Genomic DNA, 13545 nt, shown 5'->3' with positions numbered 1-13545 from the left:
ACCTGCGCGCGGTCAGGCGCTGACCTCGGGGTGCGCGTCGATCCAGGCGTCGATGCGAGCGAACCAGTCGAACAGCCACGCGGCGCGGGCATCGAGGTCGTCGGGTACGTCCGCACGGGGCACGCGCCAGGCGCGCATGATGATGCCCTTGTCCATGGGCAGCTCGCGCCAGATGTCGCGGAAGGTCACGAGGCGGTCGAGGCCGGTGTGGGCGATGAAGACGACGTCGGCGTCGGGGGCGGCATCCAGCGCAGCGTGCATGCCGCCCGGCTGCGGCGCCATGACGTGCCGCAGTGCCTCGGCCCGCTCGGCCATCGCCTCCCGCCCGGCGTCGCGCAGACGCTGGATCCGCGAGCGGCGACGAGCGGGGCTGACGTTGCCGCCCTCCGGGAAGATGACGAACGCGTCGTCGGGTCCGAGGCCGGTGGCGAGCTCCGCGAGCGCCTCCTCGACCCGCAGACCTCCCCCTGCGTGCCCGTGCCCGAAGCCGGACGGCACAATGAACCGCGACGGCACGCGGTGCAGCAGGATGTCGATCGCCGGATCCCACTGCAGCGTGTACTTCAGGACGATGCGCGGCTGGCGGGCGACCTCGTTCAGCAGCGTGTGGATCAGGATGAACGAGTCGCCCGGTCCCCCGTGGCGACTGGCGACGACCAGCGGCGTGCCGGGAGTGAAGAGCCGGTCGAAGGCGGCCCGGCCCGGCGCCGCCTCCCCTTCATCGGAGCCCGTCGTGGTGATCGTGAGCCGCAGCACGCCCCCGAGGATCCAGAACAGCACCCGCAGTCCCCAGCCACCGAGGCGGTAGTGGGCGGCCACGAAGCCCGGGCGCCGGAGCGCATATCCGAAGCCCGATGCGATCCACAGCCCGAACATCGCGACGACGAGCATCGCGTCCCAGAGCAAGTAGACGGTCACGAGCCAGAGCACGCGCGGGAGCCGGAACCGCCCGGGCACCAGCGACGTGAGAGCCAGCGCGAGGATCAGCCAGATCGGCGTGAGCACCAGCATCACGACGGCCACGACGATCACCAGGGGCGCCAGAAGGATGCGGCGCACCCAGGTCGGCGGCACGCCCATCAGTCCGCACCCTCGCCGCGGGCGGCGTCCTCGTCCAGCGAAGCTTCGCCGTGCGCACCCTCGCCGCGGACGGCGCCCTCACCGCGGGCGGCGTCCTCGCCCCGCGCACCCTCGCCGCGGGCAGCTTCCCCGCTGGCCGGCGACCGGTCGCCGAGGCCGCGCTCGGCGAGGAACGTCAGGCTCGCGTCGTATGCGGCGTCGATGCGGCGGTGGACGGTGTCCATGCGGCGGTACGACATCAGTGCGTCGCCGCCGTCGATCCCGCCGCCGCTGGGCAGCACGTGGAGGGCGACGCCCTCGGGCAGCGTCGCGATGTCGCGCGCGAACCGGTGGCGGCGGGCGATCTCGAAGGCCACGCGCGCGGTGTCCACCGCCGACTGCGGCGCGACGAGCGGCGTCTCGATGCGGCCGACCTGCAGCACGAAGACGGTGCGGGCTCCGGCATCCACCGCCTGAGCGATCGGGATCGAGTTCACGATGCCGCCGTCGATGAAGTGCTCGTCGCCGATGCGCGTCGGGGGCAGGAGGCCCGGCACCGACGCCGACGCGAGGATCGCCTCGATCAGCGGGCCCGACTCGAACACGTGCTCGGCGGCGCGCTCGATGCTCGCGGCGACCACGCGCAGGGGCACCGGGAGGTCCTCGAAGCGGGTGTCGGCGCCCAGCGACCGCTCGAGCAGGTGTCGCAGCGGCGCCGGTGAGTTCAGGTGCGTCTTCGTCTTCACGAGCCGGGTGAACTGCGCGAAGAGCGAGTCGCCGTAGACGGCGTTCGCCTCGGGGGAGGTCCACGCGTCGAGCAGGCGCTCGATCACGGCGGGCGTCGGGTCGCTCGCGACGAGCGCGCCGTTGATGGCGCCGATCGAGGTGCCGACGACGAGGTCGGGACGGATGCCGGACTCGAGGAGCGCCCGCAGCATGCCGATCTCGACGGCGCCGCGGACGCCCCCACCGCCGAGAACGAACGCCACCGTCATGCCCACACCCTATTTCGGGTGCGGGGCCGCGGCAGGGATTCCCGGGGTCAGCGGGTGAGGCCGTCGACCCAGTCCCGGTTGTCGGCGATCCACTCCGCCACGACGGGGCCGTAGTCGTCGCCGTCGTACGCGCCGAACATGGCGTCCTCGAGGGAGTACAGCAGCTCGTTGTCCATCCGGAAGTCCTCGAGCCAGCGCGAGACCTCGGGCTGCTCCTCGGCGAACGCGGTCGAGGTGACCGTGTGGATGCCCTCGGCGTCGCCGAGCAGGCCGTCGGGGTCTTCGAGGTCCTTGATCGGGAACGCGTTGTACGCCCAGTGCGGGCGCCAGAGGGTGACGGCGACATCGCGTCCGGCATCCGTCGCGGCCTGCAGCTCGGTGAGCATCGCCGGGGTGGACGCCGTCACGAAGTCCATGCCCTCCAGGCCGTACCCGGGGATGACGTCGTCCTGGGTCACGGTGACGAGGCCGGATCCGGCCTCGATGCCGACCAGCCGGTTGCCGAACATGTCGGCGTTGGCGGCGAGCTCGGTCAGCGAGTCGATCGGGGCGTCCTCGTTCACCGCGATGGTGAGCTTCGCCTCGTCGTTCCAGGCACCCAGGTCGACGAGGTCGTCGCCGTAGGTGTCCATGTAGTCGGCGTGCGTGAGCGGCAGCCAGGTGTCGAGCGTCAGGTCGTAGTCGCCCTGCGCGATTCCCGTGTAGGCCGCCGCGGGGTCGGCGTAGGCGAGGTCGACGGTGTACCCCTCTTCCTCGAGCACGGCCTTCCACAGCTCGGACGCGGCGATGCCCTCGTCCCAGCCGTTGAAGACGGCGATGGTGAGGTGGCCCTTCCCGGCACTCCCCGCGCCGGTCTGCGCGAGGGCGCCGGTCACGAGCAGCCCGGCGGTCCCCGCCAGGGCGATGCCTGCGGCGATGATGCGTCGCGTGATCATGTCAGTCCTCTCGGGTCGGGTCAGACGTGGGCGGGCTCGGGCCGCGCGGATGGCGCGTCGTCGGGGACGGATGCCGGGCCTGCTGTCGCGGGACCCTCGGCATCGACGGACCCCCGGCGTGCGGCATCCGTCTCCGCGTCCGGTGTTCCACTCACGACGCCACCGGCGCGACGAGCCGTCCGCGGGCGCGGCGTGGAGAAGCCGGACGTGACGCGGTCGAGGATCATCGCGAGGATCACGACGGACAGGCCGGCTTCGACGCCGAGCCCGATGTCGATGCGGCTGAGGCTCTGCACCACCTGGCCGCCCAGCCCGCCCGCGCCCACCATGCCGGCGATGACGACCATCGACAGGCTCAGCATGATCACCTGGTTGACGCCCGCCATGATGCTCGGCAGGGCCAGCGGGAGCTGGATCTGGCGCAGGATGCGCCCGGGCGAGGCGCCGAACGCGTGACCCGCCTCGACGATCTCGGGGTCGACGCCGCGGATGCCGAGCTCGGTCAGGCGCACGCCGGGAGCGAGGGCGAACACGATGGTCGCGACCATGCCGGGAACGGGCCCGACGCCGAAGATCAGCATCGCCGGGATCAGGTAGACGAACGCGGGCATCGTCTGCAGGAAGTCGAGGACGGGGCGCAGCGCCGCCGATACGCGGTCGTTGCGCGCCGCCCAGATGCCGAGGGGAACCGCGACGGCGATCGCTACGGCGGCGGCGAGGATCACCAGGGCGAGCGAGTCCATCGCGTTCGACCACTGCCCGACCGCGACGATGACGAGCAGTCCGACAGCGCTGCCGATGGCGAGCAGCATGCCCTTCGACCAGTATGCGAATGCGGCGATCACGAGGATCACGACCCAGAACGGCGGGGTCGACAGCGACGCGTCGAGCCAGCCGTAGAGGCCGTTGAAGACGACGGCGACGACGTCGAAGAAGCCGCCGAGCACGTCGATCAGCCAGCGGACGCCGGCCTCGACGGCATCACCCAGCGGGAGGCGGAAGACATCGTTCATCGTGCGGCTCCCTCGGTCGTGGCGCGGGCATCGGTCACAGGGCGGCCTCCGGGTTCGGCGACCATCGTCGGTGCGGCCGTTCGGGACGCCCGCGCCGCTGTCGCGGGCTGCTCGACCGCCGCGAGCGTCTGCGTGATCTCGCTCGCCGGCACCGTGGCCGGCAGGTCGATGACCGGGTTCTCGCGGGTGACCGGCGGCACGTTGCCGAGGGCGGCGAGCAGGGTCACGCGGGGGATGGCGCCCACGAGGCGGCCGGCGTCGTCGACGACGGCGACCGGCACCGGACGCTCCACTGCCCGCTCGACGACATCCGTCAGCGGGTCGTCGACGTGCACCGCCGCGTGGGCGGTGTGCACGATCGCGCGAAGGTCCGTACGACCGTCCTTGACGGCCCGGATCACCGCGCGATCGGTCACCGTGCCGAGGAACCGGCGGTTCTCGATGACAGACACGGATCCGACCTGCAGGTCGCGCATCACCCGCAGCGCTCCGCGGACGCCGGCGCTCACCGGCGTGGTCGCGGCGGGCGGCGCCATGACCGAGCCGGCGGTGAGCACGCGGGCCCGGTCGACATCCTGCACGAACTGCGCGACGTAGTCGTTCGCCGGGTCGGTGAGGATCGCCTCGGGCGTCCCGTTCTGGACGATGCGGCCGTCGCGCATCACGGCGATGCGGTCGCCGAGGAACATCGCCTCGTTGAGATCGTGCGTGATGAACACGATGGTGCGGCCGAGCTCGCGCTGCAGCTCGATGAGCTGCTCCTGCATCTCGCGCCGGATGAGCGGGTCGAGGGCCGAGAACGCCTCGTCCATGAGCAGGATGTCGGTGCCCGAGGTGAGCGCCCGGGCCAGGCCCACGCGCTGACGCATGCCCCCCGAGAGTTCGTCGGGCATCGCGTCGGCGCGATCGCCGAGCCCGACCTTGCCGAGGATCTCGCGCGCCCGCTCGCGCCGCTCGTCGCGCCTGACGCCCTGGATCTCGAGCGCGTAAGCGGCGTTGTCGAGCACGGTCAGGTGGGGCAGCAGCGCGAAGTGCTGGAACACCATCGAGACGGAACGCTGGCGGATGCCGCGCAGGGCCTTCGCCGAGCCCTTCGTGACGCTCTGCCCCTGCACGAGCACCTCGCCCGCCGTGGGCGGGAGCAGTCCGTTGAGCATGCGCAGCACGGTGGACTTGCCGGAGCCGGAGAGCCCCATGATGACGAAGATCTCTCCCGGCTGGACGGTGAAGCTCGCGTCGATCACGGCGGCCGAGCCGGCGTCCGCGACGTCGGCGCGCGTCGCGCCGGTGCGGAGGCGCCGGACGGCGTCCTTGGGGTTTCGTCCGAAGACCTTGAAGAGGCCCTTCGCCTCGATGGCAGGAGGAAGCGTCACTGTGTGCACCTCGGCAGCTTCCGTGCAGAAGCTGCAGCGGTTGCGCCCGGGTGGCGGCCGTACACGCAGCGGATGTCGGATCCGCGCTTCGGCCGCCGACCATACGCTCACCGGTCTGGCGCCCCGTGAGGGCGTCACCCGTGACCGCGGACTGGTCGGGAACAGCCCCATGAGGGGCCTGATCCACCGTTTCACGACGGCCGCGAGCGGGCAAATTGGACAGCCATCGGCGCTTTAGGTAGGTCGCGCACGCGTGATAACACGGCTCGCGCGGTGGCCGGGCCGTGAAGCTGACGGACGGGTGGCGCCTCGGGGCACTTGACATACCGGCCGCTTCAATGGTTAGTTACTCAAGTAAGTAACCAACTCACCGGGAGCGACGTGATCGAAGAAGGCCGGGCGCTGTTCGTCCAGATCGCCGAAAGCGTGGAGGACTCGATCATCGACGAGTCACTCGCCGAGGAGGCGCAGGCCCCGTCGACGAACGAGCTCGCCGCGTTCTATCGAATCAACCCCGCCACCGCCGCGAAGGGAATCGCCATGCTGACCGACAAGGGCGTGCTGTACAAGCGCCGCGGCATCGGCATGTTCGTCGCGCCGGGCGCGCGCGACCTGCTGCTCGCCGAGCGCCGGAGCGCATTCGCCGACCGCTTCGTCGATCCGCTGCTGGCCGAGGCCCGCAAGCTCGGGCTCGGTCCAGACGACCTCGCACTGCTCATCCGCGACCGCGCCTCGGGACGCGGCACGACCACGATAGAAGGGAACCCACGATGACGACCGGGACGCACGTCATCGAGGTGAAGAATCTCACCAAGCGCTACCGCGACACCGTCGCGGTGGACGACGTGAGCTTCACCATCGAGAGGAACACGATCTACGGCCTGCTCGGCCGCAACGGAGCCGGCAAGACGACCGTCATGTCGATCCTGACGGCGCAGAACTTCGCCACCAGCGGCGAGGTGCGCATCTTCGGCGAGCAGCCGTACGAGAACGCGCGCATCCTCAGCCGCATGTGCTTCGTGCGCGAGAGCCAGAAGTACCCCGACGACGCGCTTGCGAAGCACGCCTTCGCCACCGCGCGCCTGTTCTTCCCGAACTGGGACGAAGAGCTCGCGCAGCGATTGATCGAGGACTTCCAGGTGCCGTCCAAGACGCGGATCAAGAAGATGTCCCGCGGGCAGATCTCCGCTGTCGGTGTGATCATCGGCCTCGCCGCCCGCGCGGAGATCACGTTCTTCGACGAGCCGTATCTGGGCCTCGACGCCGTCGCCCGCCAGATCTTCTACGACCGGCTGCTGGAGGACTACACCGAGCACCCCCGCACGGTGATCCTCTCGAGCCACCTGATCGACGAGGTGTCCAACCTCATCGAGCGCGTGCTCGTGATCGACCGCGGCCGCATCCTGATGGACGAGGAGACGGATGCCGTGCGGGAGCGTGCCGCCAACATCGTCGGCGACACGGCAGCCGTCGACGCCTTCGTCGCCGGGCGCGAGGTCATCCACCGCGAATCGCTCGGTCACGTGGCCTCGGTCACCGTGCTCGGACCGCTCACCGAGGATGACCACGCGCAGCTCGCCGCCGCGGGCCTCGACATCGCGCCGGTCTCGCTGCAGCAGCTGATCGTGCGCACCACCCAGCGAGCGGCCGCGGAAGCCGCCGCCGTCGACGAAGGAGCTCTGCGATGAACCGCACCGTCAGTGTCGTGCGCATGCAGCTGATCAACAAGCAGACATTCGTCTGGGTCCCGCTGATCGTGCTCGGCGCGTCGTTCGCCATGTCGATCGCCATCTACGCGATCCTCTACAGCTCGGGGGTTCCCGGGCCGTTCTACGGCGGCGGCTCGCAGGCGCCACTGTGGGTGCTGCTGTTCGTGGGGATCTCGTCGCTGACGCTGACGTTCCCGTTCTCGCAGGCGATGAGCGTGACCCGCAGGGAGTTCTTCCTCGGCACGATGCTCGCCGCGGCGATGTGCGCCGTGCTGCTGGCCGCGGTCTTCGCCGTCGGCGGCATGATCGAGGACGCAACCGGCGGCTGGGGCGTCAACGGGTACTTCTTCGCCCTGGACTGGGTCGTGGCGGACGGCCCGCTCGTGGCGGCGTTCTTCTACTTCGTCCTGGCGCTGCTCATCTTCATGCTCGGGTTCTGGTCGGCGACCGTCTACAAGCGGTCCGGAGCCATGGTGCTGACGATCATCTGGTCGGGCGTCGGCCTGCTCCTGGTCGTCGCGGTCTGGGCGATCACCCGCTTCGAAATGTGGACCGACGTGATCTCGACGATCGCCGAGCAGGGACCGGGTGGGTTCGCCACCTGGGGCCTGCTCGTGACCGTGCTGCTCGGCGGGATCTCGTACCTGACGCTGCGGCGCACCGTCCCCTGACCGGCGGGGACGGCGAAGAACGGATGCCTCGACCCGCGCTCGCGCGCTGGTCGGGGCATCCGTCGCTCCGCCGCCGTCAGCGGTTCAGCGGCTGTCGGCGGCCTCGGTGTGGTGGCGGATGACCTCGGCGACGATGAAGTTGAACCACTTCTCGGCGAAGGCGGGATCGAGGTCCGCCTGCTCGGCCAGGCTCCGAAGCCGTGCGACCTGCTGCTCCTCGCGGGCCGGGTCGGACGCGGGCATGCCGTGGTCGGCCTTCAGATGACCGACCTGCTTCGTCGCCTTGAAGCGCTCGGCGAGCAGATACACCAGGGCGGCGTCGATGTTGTCGATGCTGCTGCGCAGCCGCGCCAGCGTCGTCGTGGGATCTTCGGTCATGGCGGTCCTCCTCGCCCCTCGACGATACCCGAGCAGTGCGGCCCGGCACGCCGCCCGGCGGGCATCGCACGATCAGGGTGAAATGGCGAACTCTGCGTGTGCGTGGCCACCGCCCGGCCCTAGAGTGTGACGCATGACCGACCCCTCGTCCTCGCTCGGTGCGACCGCTGCCGAAGCTGCCGAACCCCTGGCCGCGGCCCCGGCAGCCGGCACCGACGCTGCCGCGGTCGTCGTGAGCGACCATCCAGCCACGTTCACCGTCGCCGACAACCAGCAAGGTCGGCCCTTCTGGGCGAGGCTCGACAACCCTTTCGCCGCAGGGCTGCTGCTGACACTCGGCGGATTGGTCGCGCTCCTCCTCGGCATCGCCCTCACCAACATCTCGACCATCCTCGTCTACATCGGACTGGCGATGTTCGCCGCCCTGGGCCTGGATCCGGTGGTCAAGTGGCTGGGCAGGCACGGGGTCAAGCGTGGATGGGCGATCGCCATCATCTTCCTGACCGGCGCCATCCTCGGCGTCGGTCTCATGATGCTCGTCGTGCCGACCCTGATCGCCCAGATCGGCCAGTTCGTCACCGGCATCCCCGACACCCTCGACAACTTCCAGAAATCCGACTTCTTCCAGTGGCTCGAGGGGATCTTCGGCACCGGGCTGAACTCGCTGGTGACCGACGCCGAGAAGTGGATCACCAACCCGGCGAATATCGCGGCGATCTCCGGCGGTGTGCTGAAGGTCGGCGCCGGCATCGCGACGGCTATCTCCGGTGGCCTGATCATCGTCGTCCTCACCCTGTACTTCGTCGCTTCGCTTCCTGGCATCAAGAACTCGCTGATGCAGTTCGCGCCGGCACGCCGGCGCCCGGGCGTGCGGGCCATGACCGACCAGATCACCGACTCCGTCGGGGGATACCTCATGGGAATGGTCATCCTGGCGTTCTTCAACTCCGTGGTCGCAACCCTCCTGCACGTGGTGCTGGGGCTGCCGTATCCGCTGCTGATGGGCGTGCTCGCCTTCTCGATCACGATCATCCCCCTGATCGGACCCGTGCTGTACTGGATCGTCGCGACCGTCATCGCCCTGTTCACGAGCCCGCTCGCGGCGCTGATCTTCGCCATCTGCTACTTGATCTACATCCAGATCGAGGCCTACGTGCTCACCCCGAAGGTCATGAACAAGGCCATCGAGATCCCCGGCTCGCTCGTCGTGATCGGCGCGCTCATCGGTGGCACTCTGCTCGGCTTCATCGGGGCGCTCGTCGCGATCCCGGTGACGGCGTCGATCCTGCTGATCATCAAACAGGTCTTCTTCAAGAAGCAGGACGCGAAGGTCTGACGCGTCAGTAGTCGACGCGCCGGCCGAAGCGGCGTTCGCCGCGCGGGCGAGGAGAGCACGTGGCGGCGCGGCGCAGCCGCACGATCTCGTGCGGCTGGAGGCCGACGGTCTCGCCGAAGTCCTCGACGGAGGTGAAGCCGCCCTGCGCTTCGCGTTCCTTCACCGCGCGCCGGGCCCGCGATCGCGTCATGCCCGGCAGGTCTTCCAGCTCGGCGGCGGTCGCCGTGTTGACGTCGACCAGCTCGGCCGGCGGGGCGGCCTCCTCACGCGGGGCGATCATGTCGTCGCTCGAGGCGCCCACCGCCGACGCCAGTTCGACCGTGTCGTCGGATGCCGCCTGCGACGCGGCGTCGGCTTCGGCGGCGGCCTTCGCCTCCGCGGCCTTCGCCGCGGCAGCCTTCGCCGCGGCAGCCTTCGCCGCGGCAGCACGTGCGGCAGCCGCCCGGGAGCGTCGTGACGACCGCGTCGAGGGCTTCTTCGCGGTGCTCCCGCTTCGGCTCGTGCGCGACGTCGTCCCCGACGAGCGGCTCGCCGCCCCGCCGAACGACGCGGCGCCCGCCTGCTCCGCGCGGTCGAGACGCCGCTGCCACATGGTGCGCAGCCATCCCGGGTTCACCATGAGCGCGACGAGCATGCCCGAGAGGTACACGATCGCGCGGACGAGCGGCTGCCACTGACCCCAGATCTCGAGGCTGACGAGGATCGCTGCGGCGCCCCACACCACCCCGAGGATGATGAGGCGCCGGCTGCGCGAAGCCACCCCGATGATCGAGAAGCCGAGCCACGTCGCGATCGGCCCGGGGACGACCGTCAGCAGCATCCACGAGCTCATGCCGAGCATCCAGCCGATGCTGGGCGCATCGTCGGCGGCCTTCGCGCGGGTGGTGCTGCTCATGCGTAGTCCTTCACATCGAGCACCATCGTGACAGTGTCTTCGTCGTCGCGCGTCTCGGAGACGAGCTCGAAGCCGGCGGATGCCGCGCGCTCGCGGATGCGCGCCGCGACCGTCTGCTGCACGCGCAGGGCGTAGGCGGCGTCCAGTCTCTCGACGAGCAGCGCGGCATCCGCCTCGGCGAGCTCCAGACCATCGGCGCGGTGGAAGTGCGCCGCCCACACCCCCTCGGCCGACCGCGTCATCGCGAGTTCGACGCCGTCGATCACGGCGGTGAGGCCGTCGCGGTCCTGCACGACGTCGGTCGCGCCGATGTCGCGGAGGGCATCTGCGAGCAGGTCGGGATCCTTCATGCGCGTGCGCACCGACACCGGCCGCGGGCCGTCCTCGCCGGCGGCATCCGTCTCGGCGCGGTCGCCGCCGCGGACTCCGCCGGTCTGGGCGAGCGCGCCGATGCCTCCCGCGGCGGTGATCGCGGTGACGGCGGCGAGCGCCGCGGGGATCAGGATCAGCGACACGCTCATCGCGCGGCCTCCGCTCTCGTTCGTTCGTGTGCGCCCGCCGCGATCTGAGCGGGACTGTCGGCCCGCGGACCCAGGTCGTCCAGCAGGGCGGCGAGCGCGGCATCCGTCGCCCATCCGTTCACCGCGACCGTGCCGTCACGAGCGATCCGCACCTCGAGCCGGTCGGCGCCGCCCTCGGCGGCGATGCGGTGAACCTCGTCGGCGTACCGGTCGGTGAGCGCGCGGATGCCCTGGTTGCGCGAGCCCACCCACGGGCGTTCGCGGTCGGGCAGATCGCGCAGGTACGGTCCGTCGCAGAGCAGGTCGGTCGCCTCCAGCAGGGCCGCGACGTCGTCGCGGCCCGCCGACGCCCATGCGGTGAGGCGGTCGAGCGGGTACCCGGTGAACGTCATGACGCCCAGGCCCCCTTCACGGAAGACCCGGGCGACGGACGCCGCGGCCCCGGCCTGGTCGAACGGCTCGCCGCCGAGCAGCGTCACGCCCTCCGCACCGGCGGCCGCCGCGCCCACGACCCAGTCCTCGGCGATCGCGCGCGCATCGGTGACCACACCGCCGCGGTCGGCCCACAGCTGGGGGTTGAAGCACGCGGGGCAGTGCACGGCGCACCCCTGCAGCCACACGGCCGCGCGCACTCCCGGGCCCTCGGCCGCGGTGGCGGGCAGGAACCGCGACCACCGCAACGTCTCGGCCGCCCGCCGGACGGGCGCGACGGCGCCGAGAAGCGAGGCCTCGCCGCCTCGACCCGGTGATTCCGCGCGGACCTGGGTCATGGGGCGCCGTCCGTCTGCTCTGCTTCGAGCCGGGTTGCGCCGTGCACCGCCGTGCTCGTGTACTCCTCGGTGAAGCGCGACGACACGGTCTCGGCATCCAGCAGCGCCTCGAGCGCCTCGATGTGGTCGAGGCACTCCGGTCCGTGCATGCCGATGGTCTCCGCATCGACGGTGCCATCGGCGCGGAGCCTCACCACGAGCTGCTTCGCCATGCTCTCGTCATCCTTCCGTCGTCGTCGTCGATCAGTAGTCGACCGTGCGGCCGCCGCGGCGCGACGACAGCGCACCCTCGGTGACGGCGCCGGTCAGCTCGGCGGAGTCCAGGTCCTCGGTGCCGGTGGCGCGCACCGCGCGCTCCGTCGCCCATGTGCGGATGCGCTGCACCTCCTCGGCCTGCGTCACGGCGAGAGGGATCATCGTATCGACCACCTGCCGCACCCCCGCGGCGGTCACCTCTCCGCGCGCGCTGAACCCTTCGTACAGCGCCGAGACCACGGACTGCTCGATCTCGGCGCCGGAGTGGTTCTCACTCGCGGCGACGAGCGCCGCGACGGCGGCGGCGTCCGCTGCCACGGCTTCCAGACCGTTGGCGTCGGTCGCGCGGGCACGCAGCTGCAGGCGCCAGATGACCTCGCGCTCGTGGGAGGTGGGCAGGTCCACGAAGAAGATCTCGTCGAAGCGGCCCTTGCGCAGGAACTCGGGCGGGAGGGCGTCGATGTTGTTGGCCGTCGCGACGACGAAGACCGGATGCCGCTTCTCCTGCATCCACGTGAGGAAGGTGCCGAACACGCGCGCCGTCGTGCCCGAGTCGCCCTGGCCGGTCGTGTTCGAGAAGCCCTTCTCGATCTCGTCGACCCACAGCACGCACGGGGCGACGGCTTCGGCGGTCGCGATCGCGGTGCGCAGGTTCTGCTCGCTCGACCCGACGAGCCCCGAGAAGATGCGACCGATGTCGAGCCGCAGCAGGGGGAGCCCCCACGAGGCCGCCGTCGCCTTGGCGGTGAGCGACTTGCCGCAGCCGGGCACGCCGGTGATGAGCACGCCCTTCGGGGCCGGAAGGCCGTACGCGCGGGCGTCGCCGAGCCACGAGCCGTCTCGTCGCGACAGCCAGCGCTTGAGGTTGTTGAGCCCGCCGACGTCGTCCAGGTCGATGTCGGCCTGCACGAACTCCAGCACCCCGGACTTGCGCACGACCTGGCGCTTCTCGTCGAGCACGATCGGCACGTCGAGCGCCGACAGGCTCCCGTCGTTCACCATCGCGCGGGCGAAGGCGTTCTCGGCCTCGGCCATCGACAGGCCCAGCGCCGCGTGCACGAGCTGCTCGCGCGCGGCGTCATCGGCATCCACCCGGATCCGGCCCTCGCCCGACGCGTTGTTGTCGATCATCGTCTCGAGGAGCTCCCGGATCTCGGCCGCGGTCGGCAGCGGGAAGTCGAGAAGGTGCGTGACCTCGTCGAGCTCGGGCGGGATGACGCGGACAGGGGCCGTGATCACGAGCGTCCGTGACACGTCGCCGTGACGGAACTCGAGCGCCGTCTCGCGCACCGTGCGCACGAGCGCGGGGTCGCCCGCCCGGTGCTCGCCGCCGAAGTAAGCGTGCAGGTCGCAGAAGACGAACACGCTGGGCGCATCGACCCCCGCGATGTGCTGCAGCGCACGCGCCGGATTCACGGTGTTCGCGACCGACGAGCCGTCGGGGCCGACGAGCCCGAGCGCCGCCGTCCAGGTCCACAGGGCGCGCGGGTGACGCTGCGTCTCGGCGGCATCCGAGATCGCGCCGATCGCCCGCACCTCCTCGCCGGTCTCGATGTACAGCAGCGGAAGGCGCGCCTTGAACGCCTCGGTGAGAGTGTCGGCGAACGTCACGTCTGCTCCTTGTCGATGGGATGC

The 13545-nt window shown here is 70.7% G+C and carries 15 protein-coding genes; 4 read left to right on the top strand and 11 right to left on the bottom strand.

What is annotated here, in order from left to right; genetic code table 11:
- Positions 1-12: 12 nt before the first annotated feature.
- Genes MRBLWS13_RS13075 through MRBLWS13_RS13055 form a run of 5 tightly spaced genes read right to left on the bottom strand, consistent with a single transcriptional unit; the run spans position 13 to position 5375 of the window.
- A complete protein-coding gene (locus MRBLWS13_RS13075) occupies positions 13-1080 on the bottom strand; it encodes a 1-acyl-sn-glycerol-3-phosphate acyltransferase (protein ID WP_349425787.1) in 1068 nt (355 codons plus the stop codon).
- On the bottom strand, positions 1080-2054 hold the full coding sequence (locus MRBLWS13_RS13070; RefSeq protein ID WP_349425786.1) for a patatin-like phospholipase family protein: 975 nt from the start codon (positions 2052-2054) through the stop codon (positions 1080-1082). The genes MRBLWS13_RS13075 and MRBLWS13_RS13070 overlap by 1 nt, the downstream gene beginning before the upstream one ends.
- A 47-nt stretch (positions 2055-2101) precedes the next feature.
- Positions 2102-2989, bottom strand: a complete 888-nt coding sequence (locus MRBLWS13_RS13065; RefSeq protein WP_349425785.1) for a glycine betaine ABC transporter substrate-binding protein — start codon at positions 2987-2989, stop codon at positions 2102-2104.
- A 20-nt stretch (positions 2990-3009) separates the two neighbouring features.
- On the bottom strand, positions 3010-4002 hold the full coding sequence (locus MRBLWS13_RS13060; protein WP_349425784.1) for an ABC transporter permease subunit: 993 nt from the start codon (positions 4000-4002) through the stop codon (positions 3010-3012).
- The gene (locus MRBLWS13_RS13055; protein WP_349425783.1) at positions 3999-5375 is read right to left on the bottom strand and encodes a glycine betaine/L-proline ABC transporter ATP-binding protein; all 1377 of its coding nucleotides are present in this window, start codon (positions 5373-5375) and stop codon (positions 3999-4001) included. Before MRBLWS13_RS13055 ends, MRBLWS13_RS13060 begins: the two co-directional genes overlap by 4 nt.
- 381 nt (positions 5376-5756) lie before the next feature.
- Here MRBLWS13_RS13055 and MRBLWS13_RS13050 point away from each other — a divergent pair, with 381 nt between their 5' ends.
- Genes MRBLWS13_RS13050 through MRBLWS13_RS13040 form a run of 3 tightly spaced genes read left to right on the top strand, consistent with a single transcriptional unit; the run spans position 5757 to position 7755 of the window.
- Complete coding sequence (locus tag MRBLWS13_RS13050; RefSeq protein WP_349429056.1) at positions 5757-6149, top strand: GntR family transcriptional regulator; 393 nt, start codon at positions 5757-5759, stop codon at positions 6147-6149.
- Positions 6146-7063, top strand: a complete 918-nt coding sequence (locus MRBLWS13_RS13045; RefSeq protein WP_349425782.1) for an ABC transporter ATP-binding protein — start codon at positions 6146-6148, stop codon at positions 7061-7063. Before MRBLWS13_RS13050 ends, MRBLWS13_RS13045 begins: the two co-directional genes overlap by 4 nt.
- Complete coding sequence (locus MRBLWS13_RS13040) at positions 7060-7755, top strand: hypothetical protein (RefSeq protein ID WP_349425781.1); 696 nt, start codon at positions 7060-7062, stop codon at positions 7753-7755. Before MRBLWS13_RS13045 ends, MRBLWS13_RS13040 begins: the two co-directional genes overlap by 4 nt.
- Before the next feature lie 84 nt (positions 7756-7839).
- On the opposite strand, the gene MRBLWS13_RS13035 is transcribed toward MRBLWS13_RS13040, so the two are convergent.
- Positions 7840-8133 (bottom strand): chorismate mutase, encoded by a 294-nt coding sequence (locus tag MRBLWS13_RS13035; protein WP_349425780.1) that lies wholly within the window; start codon positions 8131-8133, stop codon positions 7840-7842.
- 133 nt (positions 8134-8266) lie between these two features.
- On the opposite strand from MRBLWS13_RS13035, the gene MRBLWS13_RS13030 reads away from it, so the two are divergent.
- Entirely contained in the window at positions 8267-9469 is a 1203-nt protein-coding gene (locus MRBLWS13_RS13030; RefSeq protein WP_349425779.1) for an AI-2E family transporter, read from the top strand.
- Between the two features lie 4 nt (positions 9470-9473).
- On the opposite strand, the gene MRBLWS13_RS13025 is transcribed toward MRBLWS13_RS13030, so the two are convergent.
- Genes MRBLWS13_RS13025 through MRBLWS13_RS13005 form a run of 5 tightly spaced genes read right to left on the bottom strand, consistent with a single transcriptional unit; the run spans position 9474 to position 13521 of the window.
- Complete coding sequence (locus MRBLWS13_RS13025; protein ID WP_349425778.1) at positions 9474-10364, bottom strand: helix-hairpin-helix domain-containing protein; 891 nt, start codon at positions 10362-10364, stop codon at positions 9474-9476.
- Complete coding sequence (locus MRBLWS13_RS13020) at positions 10361-10885, bottom strand: hypothetical protein (RefSeq protein ID WP_349425777.1); 525 nt, start codon at positions 10883-10885, stop codon at positions 10361-10363. Before MRBLWS13_RS13020 ends, MRBLWS13_RS13025 begins: the two co-directional genes overlap by 4 nt.
- Positions 10882-11655, bottom strand: a complete 774-nt coding sequence (locus tag MRBLWS13_RS13015; protein ID WP_349425776.1) for a 4Fe-4S single cluster domain-containing protein — start codon at positions 11653-11655, stop codon at positions 10882-10884. The genes MRBLWS13_RS13020 and MRBLWS13_RS13015 overlap by 4 nt, the downstream gene beginning before the upstream one ends.
- Positions 11652-11867 (bottom strand): DUF2997 domain-containing protein, encoded by a 216-nt coding sequence (locus MRBLWS13_RS13010; protein ID WP_349425775.1) that lies wholly within the window; start codon positions 11865-11867, stop codon positions 11652-11654. Before MRBLWS13_RS13010 ends, MRBLWS13_RS13015 begins: the two co-directional genes overlap by 4 nt.
- Before the next feature lie 31 nt (positions 11868-11898).
- Entirely contained in the window at positions 11899-13521 is a 1623-nt protein-coding gene (locus tag MRBLWS13_RS13005; protein WP_349425774.1) for an AAA family ATPase, read from the bottom strand.
- Between the last annotated feature and the right edge of the window lie 24 nt (positions 13522-13545).

Origin of the sequence: Microbacterium sp. LWS13-1.2 (assembly GCF_040144835.1) — a bacterium.
Taxonomy (GTDB): Bacteria; Actinomycetota; Actinomycetes; order Actinomycetales; family Microbacteriaceae; genus Microbacterium.
This window is presented reverse-complemented; position numbering and strand designations above follow the sequence as displayed.

Excerpts from the sequence above, each read along its gene's own strand:
- MRBLWS13_RS13065 (WP_349425785.1), bottom strand. The coding sequence starts at position 2,989 with ATGATCACGCGACGCATCATCGCCGCAGGCATCGCCCTGGCGGGGACC.
- MRBLWS13_RS13015 (WP_349425776.1), bottom strand. The coding sequence starts at position 11,655 with ATGACCCAGGTCCGCGCGGAATCACCGGGTCGAGGCGGCGAGGCCTCG.
- MRBLWS13_RS13045 (WP_349425782.1), top strand. The coding sequence starts at position 6,146 with ATGACGACCGGGACGCACGTCATCGAGGTGAAGAATCTCACCAAGCGC.
- MRBLWS13_RS13010 (WP_349425775.1), bottom strand. The coding sequence starts at position 11,867 with ATGGCGAAGCAGCTCGTGGTGAGGCTCCGCGCCGATGGCACCGTCGAT.
- MRBLWS13_RS13070 (WP_349425786.1), bottom strand. The coding sequence starts at position 2,054 with ATGACGGTGGCGTTCGTTCTCGGCGGTGGGGGCGTCCGCGGCGCCGTC.
- MRBLWS13_RS13020 (WP_349425777.1), bottom strand. The coding sequence starts at position 10,885 with ATGAGCGTGTCGCTGATCCTGATCCCCGCGGCGCTCGCCGCCGTCACC.
- MRBLWS13_RS13030 (WP_349425779.1), top strand. The coding sequence starts at position 8,267 with ATGACCGACCCCTCGTCCTCGCTCGGTGCGACCGCTGCCGAAGCTGCC.
- MRBLWS13_RS13060 (WP_349425784.1), bottom strand. The coding sequence starts at position 4,002 with ATGAACGATGTCTTCCGCCTCCCGCTGGGTGATGCCGTCGAGGCCGGC.
- MRBLWS13_RS13025 (WP_349425778.1), bottom strand. The coding sequence starts at position 10,364 with ATGAGCAGCACCACCCGCGCGAAGGCCGCCGACGATGCGCCCAGCATC.
- MRBLWS13_RS13075 (WP_349425787.1), bottom strand. The coding sequence starts at position 1,080 with ATGGGCGTGCCGCCGACCTGGGTGCGCCGCATCCTTCTGGCGCCCCTG.
- MRBLWS13_RS13040 (WP_349425781.1), top strand. The coding sequence starts at position 7,060 with ATGAACCGCACCGTCAGTGTCGTGCGCATGCAGCTGATCAACAAGCAG.
- MRBLWS13_RS13035 (WP_349425780.1), bottom strand. The coding sequence starts at position 8,133 with ATGACCGAAGATCCCACGACGACGCTGGCGCGGCTGCGCAGCAGCATC.